Annotated in this window: 15 protein-coding genes; 7 read left to right on the top strand and 8 right to left on the bottom strand. The window is 65.8% G+C overall.

The annotated features are described in order from the left end of the window. Positions 1–5: 5 nt before the first annotated feature. From BW39_RS16800 to BW39_RS16790, 3 genes are read right to left on the bottom strand one after another with little or no spacing between them, the layout of a single operon-like run. Positions 6–1238 (bottom strand): tripartite tricarboxylate transporter permease, encoded by a 1233-nt coding sequence (locus BW39_RS16800; RefSeq protein ID WP_043823188.1) that lies wholly within the window; start codon positions 1236–1238, stop codon positions 6–8. A gap of 1 nt (position 1239) precedes the next feature. Beyond that, positions 1240–1665 (bottom strand): hypothetical protein, encoded by a 426-nt coding sequence (locus tag BW39_RS16795; RefSeq protein ID WP_016448616.1) that lies wholly within the window; start codon positions 1663–1665, stop codon positions 1240–1242. 41 nt (positions 1666–1706) lie between these two features. Then, a complete protein-coding gene (locus tag BW39_RS16790; protein ID WP_043823435.1) occupies positions 1707–2996 on the bottom strand; it encodes a hydroxymethylglutaryl-CoA reductase, degradative in 1290 nt (429 codons plus the stop codon). Between the two features lie 118 nt (positions 2997–3114). Here BW39_RS16790 and BW39_RS16785 point away from each other — a divergent pair, with 118 nt between their 5' ends. Further along, positions 3115–4521, top strand: coding sequence for an aminotransferase-like domain-containing protein (locus BW39_RS16785; protein ID WP_043823186.1), 1407 nt, complete (start codon positions 3115–3117; stop codon positions 4519–4521). Here BW39_RS16785 and BW39_RS16780 read toward each other — a convergent pair. Next, complete coding sequence (locus BW39_RS16780; RefSeq protein ID WP_235264227.1) at positions 4509–5483, bottom strand: LysR family transcriptional regulator; 975 nt, start codon at positions 5481–5483, stop codon at positions 4509–4511. The two genes, BW39_RS16785 and BW39_RS16780, sit on opposite strands and share 13 nt — an antisense overlap. Before the next feature lie 249 nt (positions 5484–5732). On the opposite strand from BW39_RS16780, the gene BW39_RS16775 reads away from it, so the two are divergent. Genes BW39_RS16775 through aldA form a run of 4 tightly spaced genes read left to right on the top strand, consistent with a single transcriptional unit; the run spans position 5733 to position 10516 of the window. Continuing rightward, positions 5733–7028, top strand: a complete 1296-nt coding sequence (locus BW39_RS16775; protein ID WP_043823182.1) for an MFS transporter — start codon at positions 5733–5735, stop codon at positions 7026–7028. Between the two features lie 29 nt (positions 7029–7057). Continuing rightward, positions 7058–8245 (top strand): L-rhamnonate dehydratase, encoded by a 1188-nt coding sequence (gene rhmD, locus BW39_RS16770; RefSeq protein WP_043823180.1) that lies wholly within the window; start codon positions 7058–7060, stop codon positions 8243–8245. 11 nt (positions 8246–8256) lie between these two features. Beyond that, the gene (locus tag BW39_RS16765) at positions 8257–9066 is read left to right on the top strand and encodes an HpcH/HpaI aldolase family protein (RefSeq protein ID WP_043823178.1); all 810 of its coding nucleotides are present in this window, start codon (positions 8257–8259) and stop codon (positions 9064–9066) included. A gap of 16 nt (positions 9067–9082) precedes the next feature. Then, a complete protein-coding gene (aldA, locus tag BW39_RS16760) occupies positions 9083–10516 on the top strand; it encodes an aldehyde dehydrogenase (RefSeq protein ID WP_043823177.1) in 1434 nt (477 codons plus the stop codon). 13 nt (positions 10517–10529) lie between these two features. Here aldA and BW39_RS16755 read toward each other — a convergent pair whose 3' ends face one another. Together BW39_RS16755 and BW39_RS16750 are read right to left on the bottom strand one after the other, a co-directional pair. Continuing rightward, positions 10530–11513 (bottom strand): alpha/beta hydrolase, encoded by a 984-nt coding sequence (locus tag BW39_RS16755; protein ID WP_043823175.1) that lies wholly within the window; start codon positions 11511–11513, stop codon positions 10530–10532. Positions 11514–11571: 58 nt separating this feature from the next. Beyond that, positions 11572–12087, bottom strand: a complete 516-nt coding sequence (locus tag BW39_RS16750) for a MarR family winged helix-turn-helix transcriptional regulator (RefSeq protein WP_034397793.1) — start codon at positions 12085–12087, stop codon at positions 11572–11574. Positions 12088–12189: 102 nt separating this feature from the next. On the opposite strand from BW39_RS16750, the gene BW39_RS16745 reads away from it, so the two are divergent. Together BW39_RS16745 and BW39_RS16740 are read left to right on the top strand one after the other, a co-directional pair. After that, a complete protein-coding gene (locus tag BW39_RS16745; protein WP_043823172.1) occupies positions 12190–13167 on the top strand; it encodes a tripartite tricarboxylate transporter substrate binding protein in 978 nt (325 codons plus the stop codon). An 85-nt stretch (positions 13168–13252) separates the two neighbouring features. Then, on the top strand, positions 13253–14581 hold the full coding sequence (locus BW39_RS16740; RefSeq protein WP_043823171.1) for a sulfatase family protein: 1329 nt from the start codon (positions 13253–13255) through the stop codon (positions 14579–14581). 68 nt (positions 14582–14649) lie between these two features. Here BW39_RS16740 and BW39_RS16735 read toward each other — a convergent pair whose 3' ends face one another. Next, a complete protein-coding gene (locus tag BW39_RS16735; protein ID WP_043823169.1) occupies positions 14650–15513 on the bottom strand; it encodes a DUF4034 domain-containing protein in 864 nt (287 codons plus the stop codon). Positions 15514–16187: 674 nt separating this feature from the next. After that, positions 16188–17392 (bottom strand): RHS repeat-associated core domain-containing protein (locus BW39_RS16730; RefSeq protein ID WP_043823167.1); only part of this gene is annotated, 1205 nt, incomplete at its 5' end.

The following is a 17392-nucleotide window of genomic DNA, read 5'->3' as shown; positions in this document are numbered from 1 at the left end:
AAAAATCAGAACAGCTTCACCAGCGCCGGAACGCTCAGCACGGCCGTGTAGTAGCCCATGAACTGCACGCCGGTGTTGAAGCCGAAGCCGCGCGACAGCAGGCCGCCGAGCAGGCCCATGGTCAGGATCACGAGCAGGCCCAGCAACTGGCCTTCCCAGACGCTGATGACGATGATCAGGCCCACGAAGGTGGCGATGATGGCCTCGTGGCTGACCCGGCGCGAGACGAACAGCGCCGCGCTGCGCGCGAAGTTCATGGCGAAGGGGTAGGACACGAGGGCCGCCAGCAGCACGGCCAGCATGCCGTAGCCCAGGAACTCCCAGTGGCTGAGCAGGTTGTGCAGGTTGTTCACCTGGCCCGTGGCGGCATCGACGGTGAAGCGCGGCGGCGCGTTGAACAGCGGCGCGGCGGGGCCGGCGGCCACGGGGCTCAGCGGCAGGCCGAAGGCGATCAGCGGGATCAGCGCCTCGGCGATGTAGGTGGCCTCGGTCACGCCGTTGCGCGCGCTCAGCACCGTGGTCAGGCGGTGGTAGGCATGCTTGATGCGCGAGCCCACCAGCTCGCCCAGCACCACGGTCATGGCCACGGGGCTGAAGACGAAGGTGGCGCTGGAGATGGTGGCCGTGGCCAGGGTCCAGCGCGTCTGCACGCGGTCCAGCACCTTGAGCGGGTTGGGGAAGTAGCCCGACCAGCCCTTCACGTCGGGCGCCAGGTTGAACTGGCGCACCTTGTCGCGCAGCATGCGCTGGCGGCCGGCCGGCGAGATCACGGTGAACAGGTCGGCAATCAGCGGTCCGATGGCAATGCCCAGGAAGTAGCTGATGCTGAGCTTGACCTCGTATTTGGCGGTGAGGCTTTGCAGCGCAATGATGACGACCACGAACGGAATCAGCAGCATCACCGAGGCCCAGCGCCCCGCCGAGAAGTAGGCGATGAGGAGGGCGGCGGCCAGGAAGATCCAGGGCGCCGTCTTGGTGATCATGCTGCCGAAAGGCGCCAGCATCACCGCGAACAGCACGGCCAGCGGCACGGCGACAAAGGCCGCGACGATGCCGCCCGAGACCATCTTGCGCAGCGCGATGTGGGGCACGCCCAGCAGCACCACCAGCAGGGTGAGCGGGGCCAGCGTGGTGGTCTCGTCCGTGCCGGAGACCAGGCCGATGGCGGCGAACACCACGGCGCCTATCAGTCCCATCGCGGCCGCGACGGCGATGTCATTGGTCAGCAGGGTTTCCATCTCATGCCCTCCCGGCCTTGTCGGCGAACAGCTCGTAGAGCTTGAGCTCCTTGAGTTCCTGCACCACGGCGGGCGGCAGGTCCTGCACCGTGCCCAGGCCTCCGGGCTGGCGCGCCAGTTCCTCCAGCACTTCGCGGCGCCATTCGGGGTCGTTCGAGGTGTCCAGCTCGGTCACTTCCCGCTTGGGCGGAAAGGCGCGTGCGCAGATCACGCCGGCGATCACGCAGCCTGCCAGGCCCGCGAGCATGGCGTAGGCGTGGGCCAGCTGGCGCGACTCGACCACCGTGGCCAGCCAGCGGCTGGCCAGGTAGAAGCCCAGCACGCTGATGCCGGTGCCGATGGCAATCGCCCAGGCCAGGTGGCGCAGGTCCACGGTGTCGCCCCAGACCTCGGCCAGCCGCCAGTCGGCGGGATCCTTGCTTGTCATGTGTGTCTCCTTGGGTTTTTGTTTGTGGGGCCGCGCGCTGGTCAGGCCCTGGCGCGCAGCGCGGCCAGCACTTCCAGCGCGCGGTCGGTGCGCACGTCGTGCTCGGCGGCCAGCTGGCGCGCCACGGCATCGACCTCGTCGCCCGTGGCGCCGGCCACCAGGGCGATGTTGCGGGCATGCAGGGCCATGTGGCCGCGCTGAATGCCTTCGGTGGCCAGGGCGCGCAGGGCGCCCAGGTTCTGCGCCAGGCCCACGGCGGCGGCGATCTCGCCCAGCTGCTGGGCGGACTGCAGGTCCATGATCTTCAGCGCCAGGCGTGCCAGCGGATGGGTCTTGGTGGCGCCGCCGACAAGGCCCACGGGCATGGGCAGCTCGATGCTGCCGACCAGGGCGCCGCTGCTGTCCTTTTCCCAGCGCGTGAGCGAGGTGTAGCTGCCGCTGCGGCTGGCATAGGCATGGGCGCCGGCCTCGACCGCGCGCCAGTCGTTGCCCGTGGCCACGATGACGGGGTCGATGCCGTTCATGATTCCCTTGTTGTGCGTGGCCGCGCGGTAGGGGTCGATGGCCGCGAAGGTATAGGCGTCCAGCACGCCTTCGATGATCTCCTCGCCGCTGCGCTCCTGCGTGGCCAGGGTCTGCGGCGTGAGCCGCACGCGGGCGCGGGCCAGCCGCAGGTCGGCCAGGTTGGACAGGATGCGCAGCCGCACGCTGCCGCCCGTGATCTGCTCGACCAGGGGTGCCACCGATTCGGCCATGGTGTTGACGGTGTTGGCGCCCATGGCGTCGCGCACGTCCACGATCAGGTGGACCACCAGCATGGGGCCGCGCGGCGTGTCGGGGAAGACGTGGACCTCGATGTCCTTGCAGCCGCCGCCCAGGCCGATCAGCACCTTGTCGCGGCTGTTGGCGCGCTCGATGATCTGCGCACGCGCCTGCAGCACGGCCAGGCGTGCGCCGTGCGGATCGGTCACGCCCAGCACCTGGACCTGGGCGCGCATCAGCGGCAGCGTGCTCGAGGTCTGAAAGCCCCCGTCCTCGCGCGCCAGCTTGGCCATGTACGAGGCGGCGGCCACCACCGAGGGCTCCTCCACCGCCATGGGCACCAGCACGTCGCGGCCGTTGACGCGGAAATTGCCGGCCACGCCCAGCGGCAGCTCGAAGCTGCCGAACACGTTCTCGATCATGCCGTCGGCCAGCGCCAGGGGCAGGGCGCCGGGGGCGGCGAGCAGGGCGCGCTCGGCATCGGACAGGCTGCAGGCATCGGCCAGGAAATCCCGGCGCTGGGCCGGTGTGAGGGCACGGAAATTGGGCAGGCGCGAATCGGCAACCATGGAAGACATCTCCTCGAATCAAAACTCTGGTCGCCGGACTGTAGGAAAACTGTACCGCTTTCAAAAGGTACAGTTTCGGGGAACAGTACCATCGCACTGCAACATGAACGGAGGGCGCATGGCAGACACCAGAGGGCGCTCGGCCCCCATTGCCGAGAAGCTGGCCGACCTGATCGGCCAGCAGATCGCCGACGGCGTGTACCGCCCCGGCGACAAGCTGCCCTCGCTGCGCGAGCTGGCGCAACTGCACCGCTATGCCAAGAACACCGTGGTCTCGGCCTTCGACCTGCTGGTCTCGCGCGGCATCGTGGAGCCGCGCCGGGGCTCGGGCTTTTACGTGCTGGGCACGGGGCGCGGTGCCCAGCGCACCGATGAGGACGCGGGCCAGCTGGGTCGGGCCATGGACATCGTCTGGCTGATGCGCGAGCAGCTCAAGACCCAGCCCGACTGCGTGGGCGTGGGCGACGGCTTTCCGCCCGTGGAATGGCTGGCCGACATGCGGCTGGACCGCTACCACCAGAAGGTGGTGCGCACGGGGCTGGGATCGCTGTTCCGCTACGGCAGCCGCTACGGCTATGCGCCGCTGCGCGACAGCCTGGTGCGCAAGCTGGGTGACTTCGGCCTGCAGGCCACGCCGGGCCAGCTGGTGCTGACCCACGGCGCCAACGAGGCCATGGACCTGGTCATCCGCTACTTCGTGCCGCCGGGGGCCACCGTGCTCGTGGACGAGCCCGGCTACTACCCGCTGTTCGGCAAGCTCAGGCTGGCTGGCGCCCATGTGGTCGGCGTGCCGCGCCTGGCCGACGGGCCCGACGTGGCCGCGCTCGAATCACTGCTGGCCCAGCATCGGCCGCGCCTGTTCTTCACGCAGTCGCTGGCCCACAATCCCACGGGCTCGGACATCTCGGCCGCCAAGGCCTACAAGGTGCTGCAGCTGGCCGAGCGTCACAACCTGCTCATCGTCGAGGACGATCCGCTGGCCGACTTCAAGCCCACCTCGGCCGTGCGCCTGTCCACGCTGGACCAGCTGGAGCGCACCATCTACATCGGCAGCTTCTCCAAGTCCTTCTCGGCCGCGCTGCGCGTGGGTTTCATCGCCTGCAACGATGCGCTGGCCAGCGACCTGGCCGACCTCAAGGCGCTGATCCACGTCAGCGGCTCCGAGTACTGCGAGCGCATGGTGGACGTGATGCTGCGCGAAGGCCACTACGAGCGCCACCTGGTGCGCCTGCGCCACAAGCTGGGCCAGGCCACGGCCCAGGCGCTGGGCTGGCTGGATGCCCACGGCTGCGAAGTCTTTGCGCGCAGCCCGCAAAGCCTGTACCTGTGGGTGGCCTTCCCCGGTGTGCTGGACTCGCTGCGCCTGGCCGAGCAGCTGGTGCCGCGCAAGCTCAGCATGGCGCCGGGCCGTGTCTTCCATGTCGATCCCTCGGCTGTCTCGCGCTGGTCGCGGTGCAACGTCAGCGCCATGCTGGATCCGAGGTTCCAGGCCGCGATGGGGCAGGTGCTGGCTCAACCCGCCTGAGCCAGCCCCCGGGCCTGCGCACGCAGCAGCGCGATGAAGCGCTGCTGCTCCTGCGTGGGCGCGTCGTCGGTGCGGGTGAGGATGCCGAAGGGCGCCATGGGCACGTCGATGCAGACCGGCAGCGCCCTGACCAGGCCCATGCGCAGATAGTCCTTGAGCGCGGATTCGGACAGCAGCATCACGGCGTCGGTCAGCTGCACCAGTTGCTGCATGGAGTACACCGAGCTGCATTCGATGATGTCGGCGGGCGCGGGCAGCTCCAGGCGCTGCAGCAGCTGGTCGATCGCGATGCGTGCGGGGCTGGTGGTCGGCTGCAGTATCCAGGGCCAGTCGCCGACAAGCTCTTGCCAGCCCAGCTTGCGCCGGCGTGTCAGCGGATGGCCGCTGCGCACGACGACCAGCAGCCGCTCGTTGCCCAGTTCCTCGAAGCTGTAGCTGCTGCTGTGGGCCGCAGGGCTGCGCCGCGCAATGGCCATGTCGATGCGCCGCTGGTCCAGCAGGCGCAGCACCTGGTCGCTGGTGTCGCCCATGATGCGCAACCGCAGCTGCGGGCTTTGCGCCTTCATGCGCGCCACGGCCGTCATCACCAGGTCGGGTGCGGCGCCCATGATGGTGCCGATGGACAGGTAGCCGTAGCCGCCCTGGCGGCGCGCGGCCAGGTCCTCGGCGCAGCGGTCCAGGCTGTTGAGCGAAGCCTCGGCAAACCGCACCAGCTGCGCGCCCAGCGCCGTGGGCCGCATGCCGCGCGGCAGGCGCTCGAACAGCTGGCAGCCGAACATGTCCTCGATCTCGCGCAGCATGCGCGTGGCCGCAGGCTGGGACATGGCCAGGCTCAGCGATGCGCGGTGCAGGTTCAGGCTCGATCCCAGCGCCACCAGCATGTGCAGGTGCTTGTAGCGCAGGCGGTTGAGCAGGCTGCGGTGCAGCACGGGCGGGGCGGATTCGGGCGTGTTCGCAGGCATAAGCGCAAGGTATCGGATGTGACCGAAATTCGATTTGTTGAGCATCGATCATGCGCCGTACATTGGCCCTGCGACAAGAAAAAACAGACCCAATCCAGGAGACAAGACATGCACAGCCCATCGCCTGTTTCATGACGCGCTGATGCGACCGGCACCAAGCCGCAGCCGCCTCTCGCCTTCCGAAAAAGCACGCCTTCAGCGCCCCCATTTTTGTGGGCGTGATGGCTCTCCATCGCCTTCAGGACCGTCATGAAAAAACTCCCCGCTCCCCTGCTCGCCAGGATCTCCTGGCGCCTGCTGCCCTTTTTGCTGCTCATGTACATCATGGCCTTCCTGGACCGGGCCAACGTGGGCTTTGCCAAGGTGGCCTTCCAGGCCGATACCGGCATCAGCGATGCCGCCTTCGCCTTTGGCGCGGGCGTGTTTTTCGCAGGCTATGCGCTGCTGGAAGTGCCCAGCAACCTGATCATGCACCGCGTGGGCGCCCGCATGTGGATGTGCCGGATCATGGTCACCTGGGGCCTGGTGTCGGCGGCCATGATGTTCGCCCACGACCAGACCACGTTCTACGTGCTGCGCTTTTTGCTGGGCGTGGCCGAGGCGGGGTTCTTCCCCGGCGTCATCCTGTACCTGACCTACTGGTTCCCGGCAGCGCACCGCGCTCAGGCCATGGGATTTTTCTACTTCGGCGCGCCGCTGGCCTTCATCTTCGGCAGCCCGCTGTCGGGCCTGCTGCTGGAGCTGGACGGCATGGGCGGCTGGCACGGCTGGCAGTGGCTGTTCGCGGTGGAGGGGCTGATGGCCGTGGCCGTGGGCATCTGGGCGTATTTCCACCTGGACAACCGCCCCGCCGACGCCACCTGGCTCAGCCGCGAGGACAAGGCGCTGCTGCAGGACATTCTCGACAGCGAAGAGCGCGCCAAGGGCAGCCACGGCCACAGCCTGCTGGCCGCGCTGTGCCAGCCGCGCGTGCTCTACCTGGCGCTGATCTACCTGCTGATCCAGGCCAGCGTCTATGGCGTGGTGTTCTACCTGCCCAGCCAGGTGGCGGGCCTGCTGGGCACCAAGGTGGGCCTGCTGGTGGGCGTGGTCTCGGCCATTCCCTGGCTGTGCGCGCTGCTGGCCGCCTGGTGGATTCCGGGCCATGCCGAGCGAACAGGCCAGCCGCGCGGCATCGCCAGCCTGACGCTGGTGATGGCTGCCGTGGGCATGGCTGCATCGGTGAGTTTCTCCAGCCCGCTGCTGGGTGTGGCCGCGCTGTGCCTGGCGGCGGCCGGCTTCATCGCCGTGCAGCCCGTGTTCTGGACCTTTCCCGCCAACACGCTGGCCGGCGCTGCGGCCGCTGGCGGCATCGCCTTCATCAACTCCCTCGGCGCCGTGGGCGGCTTCATCGCCCCCATCGTCAAGAACTGGGCCGAGGGCTTTTTCCACTCCCCGGCGGCCGGCCTGTACCTGCTGGCCGGCACCACGCTGCTGGCTGCGGCCCTGGTGCTGGGCGTGCGCGCACGCCTGGCGCCGGCCCTGGCCGCACCGGCGGCCGCCTGAACCCCTTGCACACGGAGCAGAACCATCCCATGACACAGATCCCCACCATCAAGCAGGTGCGCGCCTTCACGCTCAAGGGCGGCGGCGCCGACTACCACGACCAGTCCGACGGCCACTGGATCGACGACCACATCGCCACGCCCATGGCCAAGTACCCCGAGTACCGGCAAAGCCGCCGCAGCTTCGGCATCAACGTGCTGGGCACGCTGGTGGTGGAGATCGAGGACAGCGCCGGACGCGTGGGCTTTGCCGTGACCACGGGCGGCGAGCCTGCGGCCTACATCGTCGAAAAGCACCTGGCGCGTTTCCTCGAAGGCGCCCGGGTCACCGACATCGAACGCATCTGGGACCAGATGTACCTGTCCACGCTGTACTACGGCCGCAAGGGCATCGTCATCAACACCATCTCGGGCGTGGACCTGGCGCTGTGGGACCTGCTGGGCAAGGTGCGCGGCGAGCCCGTGCACCAGCTGCTGGGCGGCGCCGTGCGCGACGAGCTGCAGTTCTACGCCACGGGCGCGCGGCCCGACTTGGCGCAGAAGATGGGCTTCATCGGCGGCAAGATGCCGCTGCACCACGGCCCGGCCGAAGGGGAGGAGGGCCTGCGCCGCAATCTGCAGGAACTGGCCACCATGCGTGAGCGCGTGGGCCCGGACTTCTGGCTCATGCTGGACTGCTGGATGAGCCTGGACGTGAACTACGCCACGCGCCTGGCCCAGGGTGCGCAGGCCCATGGCCTCAAGTGGATCGAGGAGGCCCTGCCGCCCGACGACTACTGGGGCTACGCGGCCCTGCGCAAGAACGTGCCCACCGGCATGCTGGTGACCACGGGCGAGCACGAGGCCACGCGCTGGGGCTTTCGCCAGCTGCTGGAGATGGGCTGCTGCGACATCATCCAGCCCGACGTGGGCTGGTGCGGCGGCATCACCGAACTGCTCAAGATCTCGGCCCTGGCCGATGCCCACCAGGCCCTGGTCATTCCGCATGGCTCCAGCGTCTACAGCTACCACTTCGTGGCCACGCGCCACAACAGCCCGTTTGCCGAGTTCCTGATGATGGCCCCCAAGGCCGACGAGGTCGTGCCCATGTTCCATCCGCAACTGCTGGGCGAGCCCGTGCCCGTCAATGGCCGCATGCGCCTGTCAGCGCTGGACAAGCCTGGCTTCGGCGTGGAGCTCAATCCCGAGTGCGCCTTGCACCGCCCGTACACGCACTGAAGGAGCCTGCCATGCAACTGCCTGCCAACCCCTTCAAGGCCGCGCTGCGGCGCGCCGAGCCGCTGTACGGCATCTGGGCCGGCCTTGCCACGCCCTATGCGGCCGAGATCATCGCCACCACGGGCTACGACTGGATGCTGGTCGATGGCGAGCATGCCCCCAACACCGTGCCCACGCTGCTGGGCCAGTTGCAGGCCGTGGCGCCCTACGCCACGCACCCGGTGGTGCGTGCCGTGCAGGGCGACGCCGTGCTCATCAAGCAACTGCTGGACGTGGGCGTGCAGACGCTGATGGTGCCCATGGTGGAGACGGCCGAACAGGCGCGCGAACTGGTGCGCGCCATGCGCTACCCGCCCCATGGCGTGCGCGGCGTGGGCGGCGGCCTGACGCGGGCCACGCGCTGGGATGCCGTGTCCGACTACATCCGCACGGCGCATGAACAGCTGTGCCTGATCGTGCAGATCGAATCGCCCCGGGGCGTGGCCAACGCCGCCGAGATTGCGGCCGTCGAGGGTGTGGACGCCGTCTTCATCGGCCCCGCCGACCTGTCCACGGGCATGGGCCATGCGGGCGACGCCAGCCAGGGCGAGGTGCAGGACGCCATACGCCGCACCGTCCAGGCCACGCTGGCCGCCGGCAAGGCCTGCGGCATCCTCGCGCCGCGCGAGGAGGATGCACGCCGCTATGCGGACTGGGGCTGCCGCTTCATCGCCGTGGGCATCGACATCAGCCTGCTGCGCCAGGCCGCGCTGGCCAATCTGGGGCGCTATCGCGCCACGCAAGCCACGGATCAGGCGGCCCCTGCATCCCGCACCTACTGAACCCAAGGAGAACTCCATGGCATCCCCTACCGTGCTGCGCAATTTCATCGCCGGCAGCTTCACCGACAGCGCCGAACTGCATGAGGTGACCAACCCCGCCACGGGCGCGGTGCTGGCGCGCTCGCCCCTGTCCTGCCAGGCCGATGTGGACCGCGCCATCGCCGCTGCGCGCGGCGCCCACAAAGCCTGGGCGCGCCGCCCGGCCGTGGAGCGCGCGCAGTACCTGCGCCGCGTGGCGGCCCGCATCCGCGACAACGCCGCGCGCATTGCGCGCACCATCACCGAGGAGCAGGGCAAGGTCCTGGGCCTGGCCGAGGTCGAGGTGAACTTCACCGCCGACTATCTGGACTACATGGCCGAATGGGCACGCCGCATCGAGGGCGAGGTCATCACCAGCGACCGGGCCAACGAGCAGATCTTTTTGCTGCGCAAGCCGCTGGGCGTGGTCGCGGGCATCCTGCCCTGGAACTTTCCCTTCTTCCTGATCGCCCGCAAGATGGCGCCGGCCCTGCTCACGGGCAACACCATCGTCATCAAGCCCAGCGAGGAAACGCCCATCAACTGCCATGCCTTCACCGAGCTGCTGGCCCAGTGTGAGCTGCCGGCGGGCGTGTTCAACGTGGTCTATGGCCAGGGCGGCACGGGCGCTGCGCTGGCCGGCCATGCGGGCGTGGACATGGTCAGCTTCACGGGCAGCGTGGCCACGGGCGAGCGCATCGCCGCTGCCGCCGCGCCCCACATCACCAAGCTCAACCTGGAGCTGGGCGGCAAGGCCCCGGCCATCGTGCTGGCCGATGCCGACCTGGACCTGGCCGTGCGCGCCATCCGCGACTCGCGCATCATCAACACCGGCCAGGTCTGCAACTGCGCCGAACGCGTCTATGTGCAGCGCCAGGTGGCCGACGAGTTCACGGCCCGCATCGCCCAGGCCATGGCCGCCACGCGCTATGGCGACCCGATTGCGCGGCCCGACGTGGAAATGGGCCCGCTGATCAACCAAAAGGGCCTGGACAGCGTGCAGGCCAAGGTGCGCCAGGCCATCGCCGACGGCGCGCAACTGGTCACGGGCGGGCAGGCCGCAGACCTGGGCGCGGGCTTTCACTTCCAGCCCACGGTGCTGGCCGGCTGCCATGCCGGCATGGAGATCATGCGCAAGGAAATCTTCGGCCCCGTGCTGCCCATCCAGGTGGTGGAGGACCTGGACGAGGCCATCGCCCTGGCCAATGATTGCGAGTACGGCCTGACCTCGTCGCTGTACACGCGTGACCTGTCCAAGGCCATGCAGGCCATGCGCGAGATCGACTTCGGCGAGACCTACATCAACCGCGAGAACTTCGAGGCCATGCAGGGCTTCCATGCGGGCGTGCGCAAGTCCGGCGTGGGCGGGGCTGATGGCAAGCACGGCCTGTACGAGTACACGCACACGCATGTGGTGTACCTGCAGGGTTGAGCCAACGGTTCGCCTATCGCTTCACGGTGGCTGACGTTATGAACCGGGCAATGGTGCTGGAAACCCCGGGCACTAGCGGCAGCCCCTCCTTGTCATAGGTTGCAAGATTGGCAGCGCGATCGTTGGTCTCCACCTTCTTGAGCACATGGTTGGTGGCGGGCAACAGCACAAGCTTGGCGTTCGGTGCAGCCTTGGCCAGACGCTGAGCATCCTTTGGCTTGATCTGCAGGTCGCGCTCACCTTGAATGATGAGCACGGGTTTGGAATAGCCCGCTATCAGGCGAGCGGGGTCCAGCGCGAAGGTGTTGATGAGAAAGCCTTGTACGCTGGCATGGAACATGGTGTTGAGCGGCCTGTCCATCTGGCGGGTATCCACGCGCCTGCCTGCTTCCAGAGCATCGATGACCGGTAACGCCTGGTCCAGGATCGGTGCATTGGCGGGGTCTTCCTTGAGCTGTTCCCGAAGCGTCTGCCCCATTGGGCGACCAGGAGCTGCTACCAATATCAGTCCGCAGATATCAGAGCGGCCCTGGCCAGCCTCCAGAGCGACCAGTCCACCTTCACTGTGTCCCAGCACCCAGACGCATTGGGCACCGGTCTCGCTGCGGATGGCGTCCACCCAGTGGTGCACATCTTCGGCATAGGCCTGGATGGTCACGGCATTGGGGTCCTCCACGGCCTTGTAGCTTTCGAACATGCCACGTTTGTCGATGCGTACGGTGGCAATGCCCTGGGTGGCCAGTTCCTGTGCGAGCAGTTGGTAGGTCGAGGCTTTGAGGCCGAACGGGCTGTTGCCGTTGCGGTCGGTGGGGCCTGAGCCGGGGACGATCAGTACGACCGGCGGCGCGCTTTGGCTCGGCGTCAGCAGAACTCCCCGCAGTGGGTCAAGTGGCCCCGTTGCCTGCAGCGGCTTTTCGCCAAGGACGGTCGTGGCCGCTGCGGCCATGGTGGTACTTGCGCAGATGGCGGCCGCCAGGCCGAGGAGTAGAGCTTTCATGGGAAAGGCCGCAGAGTTGATCTGCGTGCCATTGGAGCATGCTTGTCTGTCGGCCCTGTCAGGTCGAAGCCGTGCGCTTGCGGTTGCGCGGCGCCTTGGGCGGCGGGCTGCTTGCCTCCAGTTCCCGCGCCCGGGTACGGATGCGGGCAAAGGCACTGGCCATGGCCTGCAGCTCGGGCTCGGGCACGGCGTCCATGAGCTCGCGGTTGATGGCCTGCACCTGCGGGAACAGCTCGGCATGCAGGGCGCGGCCCGTGTCGCTCAGGCGCAGCAGCGCGCGGCGCGCATCGCCCACCTGGCTCTCTTTCCACAACAGCCCCTTGGCCAGCAGCGCCGTGACCGCGCGCGAGGTGCGCGTGCGGTCCAGCTGCGCCTGCTCGGCCAGCTGCGAGGGCTGCAGCTGCCCGGCCTCGGCCAGCAGGCAGAGCATGCGCCACTCGCGCCGCGTAATGCCGTAGCGGCCCTCGCACAGGCGCACCACACGGCTCCCGGCCGCCGCCTGCAGCCGCGCCAGGTGGTAGAGGAACATGTCGTCGAGCACGGCGGGGTGGCGCCAGCGGTGGAGGTCGGTCATGGGCTCGCGGGCCGGTTTCGGGTTTACGCTAGGGATGATGGATTAGATGCATTGTCTGCGGCCTGCGTACATTGGCCGCAAGACAACGACAAGGAGACAAGTATGCCCAGCCCCCTCGCAGCCCTGGCGCGTGCCGCCGTGGCCCTGACCGCCGCCGTGCTGTGCGCGGCGCCCGCCCTGGCCCAGGAATGGCCCAAGGCCAGGCCCATACGCATCGTCGTGCCCAATCCGCCGGCCGGCCCGTCCGACATCTCGCTGCGCCCCGTGGCCGCCGCCATGCAGGCCGCGCTGGGCCAGGCCGTGGTGGTGGACAACAAGCCCGGCGCCAATGGCAACATCGGCGCGGCCGAGGTCGCGCGCTCCGCGCCCGATGGCTACACCTGGCTGTGGGCCATGGACCCCGTGCTCACCGTCAACCCCCATGTCTACAAGAACATGGGCTACAAGGCCGATGCGCTGGAAACCCTGGTCGTGGCCGCGCGCTTCTCGCAGACCCTTGTGTGCGGCCCGGGCACGGGCTTCAAGTCCGTCAAGGACATGGTGGCCGCCAGCAAGACGCGCGAGCTGACCTATGCCTCGGGCGGCGCGGGCTCGCCGGGCCACCTGGTCATGGAATCGCTGCTGGCCACCTCGGGCGCCAAGATGGTCCACGTACCCTACAAGGGACCGGCGCCGGCCATGCAGGACCTGCTGGGCGGCCAGGTGGACTGCGGCTTCCTGGCCGGCCCCACGGTATTCCCCCAGGTCCAGGGCGGCAAGCTGATCGCCCTGGCCACCTCGGGCAAGACGCGCTCGGCGCTGGCGCCCGAGCTGCCGACCATCGCCGAATCGGGCTTTCCCGAGTTCGACGGCACCTTCTGGATCCTGCTGGCCGCACCCAAGGGCGTGCCGCCCGCTGTGCAAAAGCGCTTTGTCGATGCCATGAACGAGGCCATCCGCGCGCCGGAGCAAAAGGAACGCGCCAAGGCCCTGGACATCGAGATGGTCGGCTCCACCGTGGCCGAGGCCCAGGCGCGCGCCAAGGGACAGTCCGCGCAGTGGGCCGCCCTGGTCAAGCGCATCCACCTGACCAACGACTGAAGCCGCCACTAGGGCCTGTGGCCCTGAGGCACCGCCGTTTTGGCGATACTCCCTTTCCCAACGCATCCACTGTCTTCTGGCTCCCATGGCAACCCAGCGCCCCAATCTGATCTTCATCCTGGCCGATGACCTCGGCTACGCCGACCTCGGCTGCACGGGCGCGCGCGATGCGCACAGCCGCGCCACCGATGTCTCGCCCCGCCTGGACGCCATGGCCGCGCAGGGCATGCGCTTCACGCGTGGCTATTCCAACTCGGCCGTGTGCTCGCCCACGCGCTTTGCGCTGGCCACGGGCCGCTGGCAGTACCGCCTGCGCGGTGCGGCCGAGGAGCCGATCGCCAGCGTCCACGGCGACAAGGTGCTGGGCCTGCCGCCCGACCACCCCACCGTGGCCTCGCTGCTGCGCGACGCCGGCTACGCCACCGCCCTGGTCGGCAAATGGCACTTGGGCTACCCGCCGCATTTCGGCCCGCGCATGTCGGGCTACGAGGAGTTCTACGGCTTTCACGCAGGCGGCGCCGACTACTTCGCCCACTGCGACCCGCGCGGCCGCCCCGATTTCTGGATCAACGAGGAGCCGCACGAGGAAGAGGGCTACCTCACCGACCTGCTGAGCCGCCGCGCCGTGGACTTCGTCGAGCGCCAGACGGCCGACAAGCCCTTCTACCTGTCCCTGCACTACAGCGCCCCGCACTGGCCCTGGCTCACGCGCGACGACCTGGAGGAATCGCGGCGCATCGGCGGCTTCGGCAAGCACACCGACGGCGGCACCATCGAGACCTACCAGCGCATGATCCACCACATGGACGAAGGCATTGGCTGGGTGCTGGACGCGCTCGAGAAAAAGGGCATGGCCGAGAACACGCTCATCGTCTTCACCAGCGACAACGGCGGCGAACGCTTCTCCAACAACTGGCCCTTCATCGGCCAGAAGATGGACCTGCTCGAAGGCGGCATCCGCGTGCCCCTGGTGGCGCGCTGGCCTGACCGCATGCCGGCAGGCGCCGTCAGCGACACCCCCAACCTGACCATGGACTGGTCGGCCACCTTCCTGGCCGCCGCCGGCGTGCACGGCCACGCCGACTACCCGCTGGACGGCATCAGCCTGCTGCCCCTGATGGACGATGGCGCCTGGAACCCCGAGCGCGACCTGTGCTGGCGCATGAAGCACCGCGCCCAGCGCGCCCTGGTGCGCGGCGACTGGAAATACCTGCAGATCGAAGGCGTGGAATACCTCTTCAACGTGGCCCAGGACCCGCGCGAACGCGCCAACCTGCGCGACCGCGAGCTCCAGCGCCTGGCTGAACTGCGCCAGGCCTGGCAGCAATGGGATGCTTCACTGCCGCCCATTCCGGAAGAAGCCAAGGTGTCGCTGGTGTTCAGTCGGCAGGATCTGCCTTCGGCGACGTTTTGAGGGTGTGTGTGCCCGCAGGCTGTGGGCGAGAAAAAAAGGCAGGCCTTTGGGCCTGCCTTTTTTCCTGATTACTGGTACGTCCTGACCATGCCCGCCCGTGCGGCCTCCGAGTTGTCGCACATGTCCTTGGCCTGTTTGTAGAGGGCCTGGGCCTTGCTCTTGTCCTTCTCGACGACTTCGTAATGGCTGGCCTTGGCAAGCACCAGGTTGTATTGGAGATAGCCGGCGCTGGTCGATGGCAGCGACTTCACGGCCTGTGTCACCATTTGGTCCAGGCCCTCCAAGGACCCGCCCCAGCGCGGGCTCAGGTAATTGAGGGCATTGACGCGGGCCGCCAGGTTCTTGGGATCGGCCTGATCGGCCGCCTGCAGCCACTGCGCCGCAGTACGCCCTCCCACCTGGTTTTCCATCGCGGCCAATCCAATCAGCATCGTCTGCGGCAAGGCCGAGCGGGCATCCAGCGCCATGGCCTTTTGCAGATACGGCTGGGCCTTCGCGCTGAGCTGCTTGACACTGTTCCACTGGCTGCCCGTCACACTGGAAGCCGGCGCGTTGCCGCGGGCGCCAAATGCCTTGTTGCCGTAATAGAGGCCCGCATTGAGCTGGGCAAAGAACGACTTGGGCTGCTGATCCGCCCACATGCGCATCACGTTCTCTTCCTGCAGGCTCAGTTGCTGCAGTCCCAGCAGCTCCCGCATGGTCAACAAGTCCCCGCCCGAGGAAGAAAGATTCTTCTTGTGCTTGCGGGCCAGCTCCTTGTCCAGCGCCTCGAACTTGAACTCGCTGAGCAGTGCAGCTCTCTCGGACTCTTCCAGAGTGGCATTGCCATCGGGAATCAGCGGGCACTGCGCGGCGTAGGTGGCAGTGGCTGCGGAGAGAGACAGGGTGGCGAGCAGGATGCGGATCAGGGTTTGGGTGGTTTTTGCGGTCATGTGTCCCTCTTGGAAATGGAATGTGTTATTCAGAATTGCCAGAATAAATTGACAAATATATTTGATTATTTCCAGAAAACTCCTTTCAATAAAAGTTCATCATTAAATAGTAAATGTTGAAATCCATAAAAAATCTTTATAATAACGCTGCAATGAGATTATTTGGGAAATTTATTGAGCATTATTCTGATAATAAATTTTCTCAAAGCAACTGTATGACTGCGATTCATCCGGAGTTTGCATGGTCATCCTGCCATGCGTGGGCATGTTCGAAAAAAGAACATCTTTCCCCTGCTCGCTCCTGGAGTAAAGGGCTTTTTACTCAGTAGCAGATGAATCTGGATATTTTTCAAATCCTCGGAAATTTTTCTTCTAACTGACTTGTCTTTGCTGTTGATGTAAATAATGCCACTGCCTCTTATTTCATCCAACAAAGCCTGAAGTAAAATTGCTTGCCCCTTTTTTTTGTATATTCATTTCTATGTCCTAGGGGAAATGCAAATTTTTCCAGTAGGCATGCCCTATTTTTATAGGAAAACGTAATTTATTTTGTTCCATCTGCAATATCATTGATCACGAAGTTTATTTATATTCCACGGCTAAAATCTCCAAGTATCAATAATAATAATATACACAATGCTAGAGCTATATATATTATTACTCTAATAATCAATTTATTTTTCACCATTTATAATGCTTTTGTATTTATTTATGGTGGATTGATACATAATATCTGCATTATGGTCAATAATATCTTCGATGCTAGAAAATTTTGGCGAAATCCTGTTCAGTAGCTGACCCGTACTTAATCCAATTCTATCAAAAACACTCTCGTTTAAATGCTGCATTTCATGCGCCATTGTTTGAAGAAAATCATCTAATTTACTATCACACATGGAAACGCCGTCTTCGCCATAAATATCTGCGTTGTATTGAATATTCCCACTAAGATCTGTTCTGCCGGCAAGAACTTGCCCAAGCGTTCCAGATAAACCTACAACGCCAGTAACTGATTTCGGTGTTTTTAGTATTTCGGGGAATTGCCCCTTCAGCACGTTAACCGCTGTATCAACTTGCTCCTTTGTGGCGAGTCCGACTGGATCGAAATAATTCAAGGGAGAACCTTCTGAATATCCAGATAAGTTCCATCCACCCATCAAACCAATCGGGTCCTGATTGATATAACTCCCCAGCACCGGATCGTAATACCGATGCCGGTTGTAATACAGCCCCGTTTCCCTGTCATGGTGCTGCCCCGGCAGCCGGATCGCCTGGTGGATGCCCTGCGGGTTGTACTCCTGCAGCACATTGCCCCAGGGGTCCAGCTTGGCGGCCCAGGCCACCTGGCCGGTCTGGTCCGTCAGCGCCATGGGCGTGCCCAGGTGGTCGCAGTGGTAGTGGTGAATCGCGATGCGCTGTTGCCGCTCTTTTTCCTGTTGCTGCAGTTGGGTCTGCATGCCGGTGAGCAGGCGCGCGGTGCTTTCGGCCTGTTCGCCCAGCATGGCCTGGGCACTTGGCGGCAGGCCGTGGTCCAGGGTGTGGCGCAGGTGGCGGGCAGCGTCTTGCTGCATGTCGCGCGGCATGGCACTGAGCATGGTTTGCATGAGGGCCAGGGCCGGCGTGTGGTTGGGGTCGTCCTGGTCGGGCAGGCCTGCGGTGATGGCTTGCACCAGCAGGTGGGGCTGGTCTTGGGGGTCGCCGCTGGCCGTGGTGCTCAGGCGCACCAGGGGGGTGAAGCTGCCCGGTTCGTAGATGGTGTGTTCTATGTGGCGGGTGTCGTCGCCATGCTGCTGGCGTTCGGTGTGGATGAGGCGGTCGGCGTCCCAGCCGTAGTAGGTGGGGGGGGTGGGCAGTTCGGTGTCTCGGCTTTCGATTGCTT

It is taken from the genome of Delftia sp. RIT313 (assembly GCF_000632165.1).
GTDB lineage: Bacteria > Pseudomonadota > Gammaproteobacteria > Burkholderiales > Burkholderiaceae_C > Comamonas > Comamonas acidovorans.
Note: the sequence above shows the minus strand (reverse complement) of the source record. Positions and strands in the feature narration are given on the sequence as shown.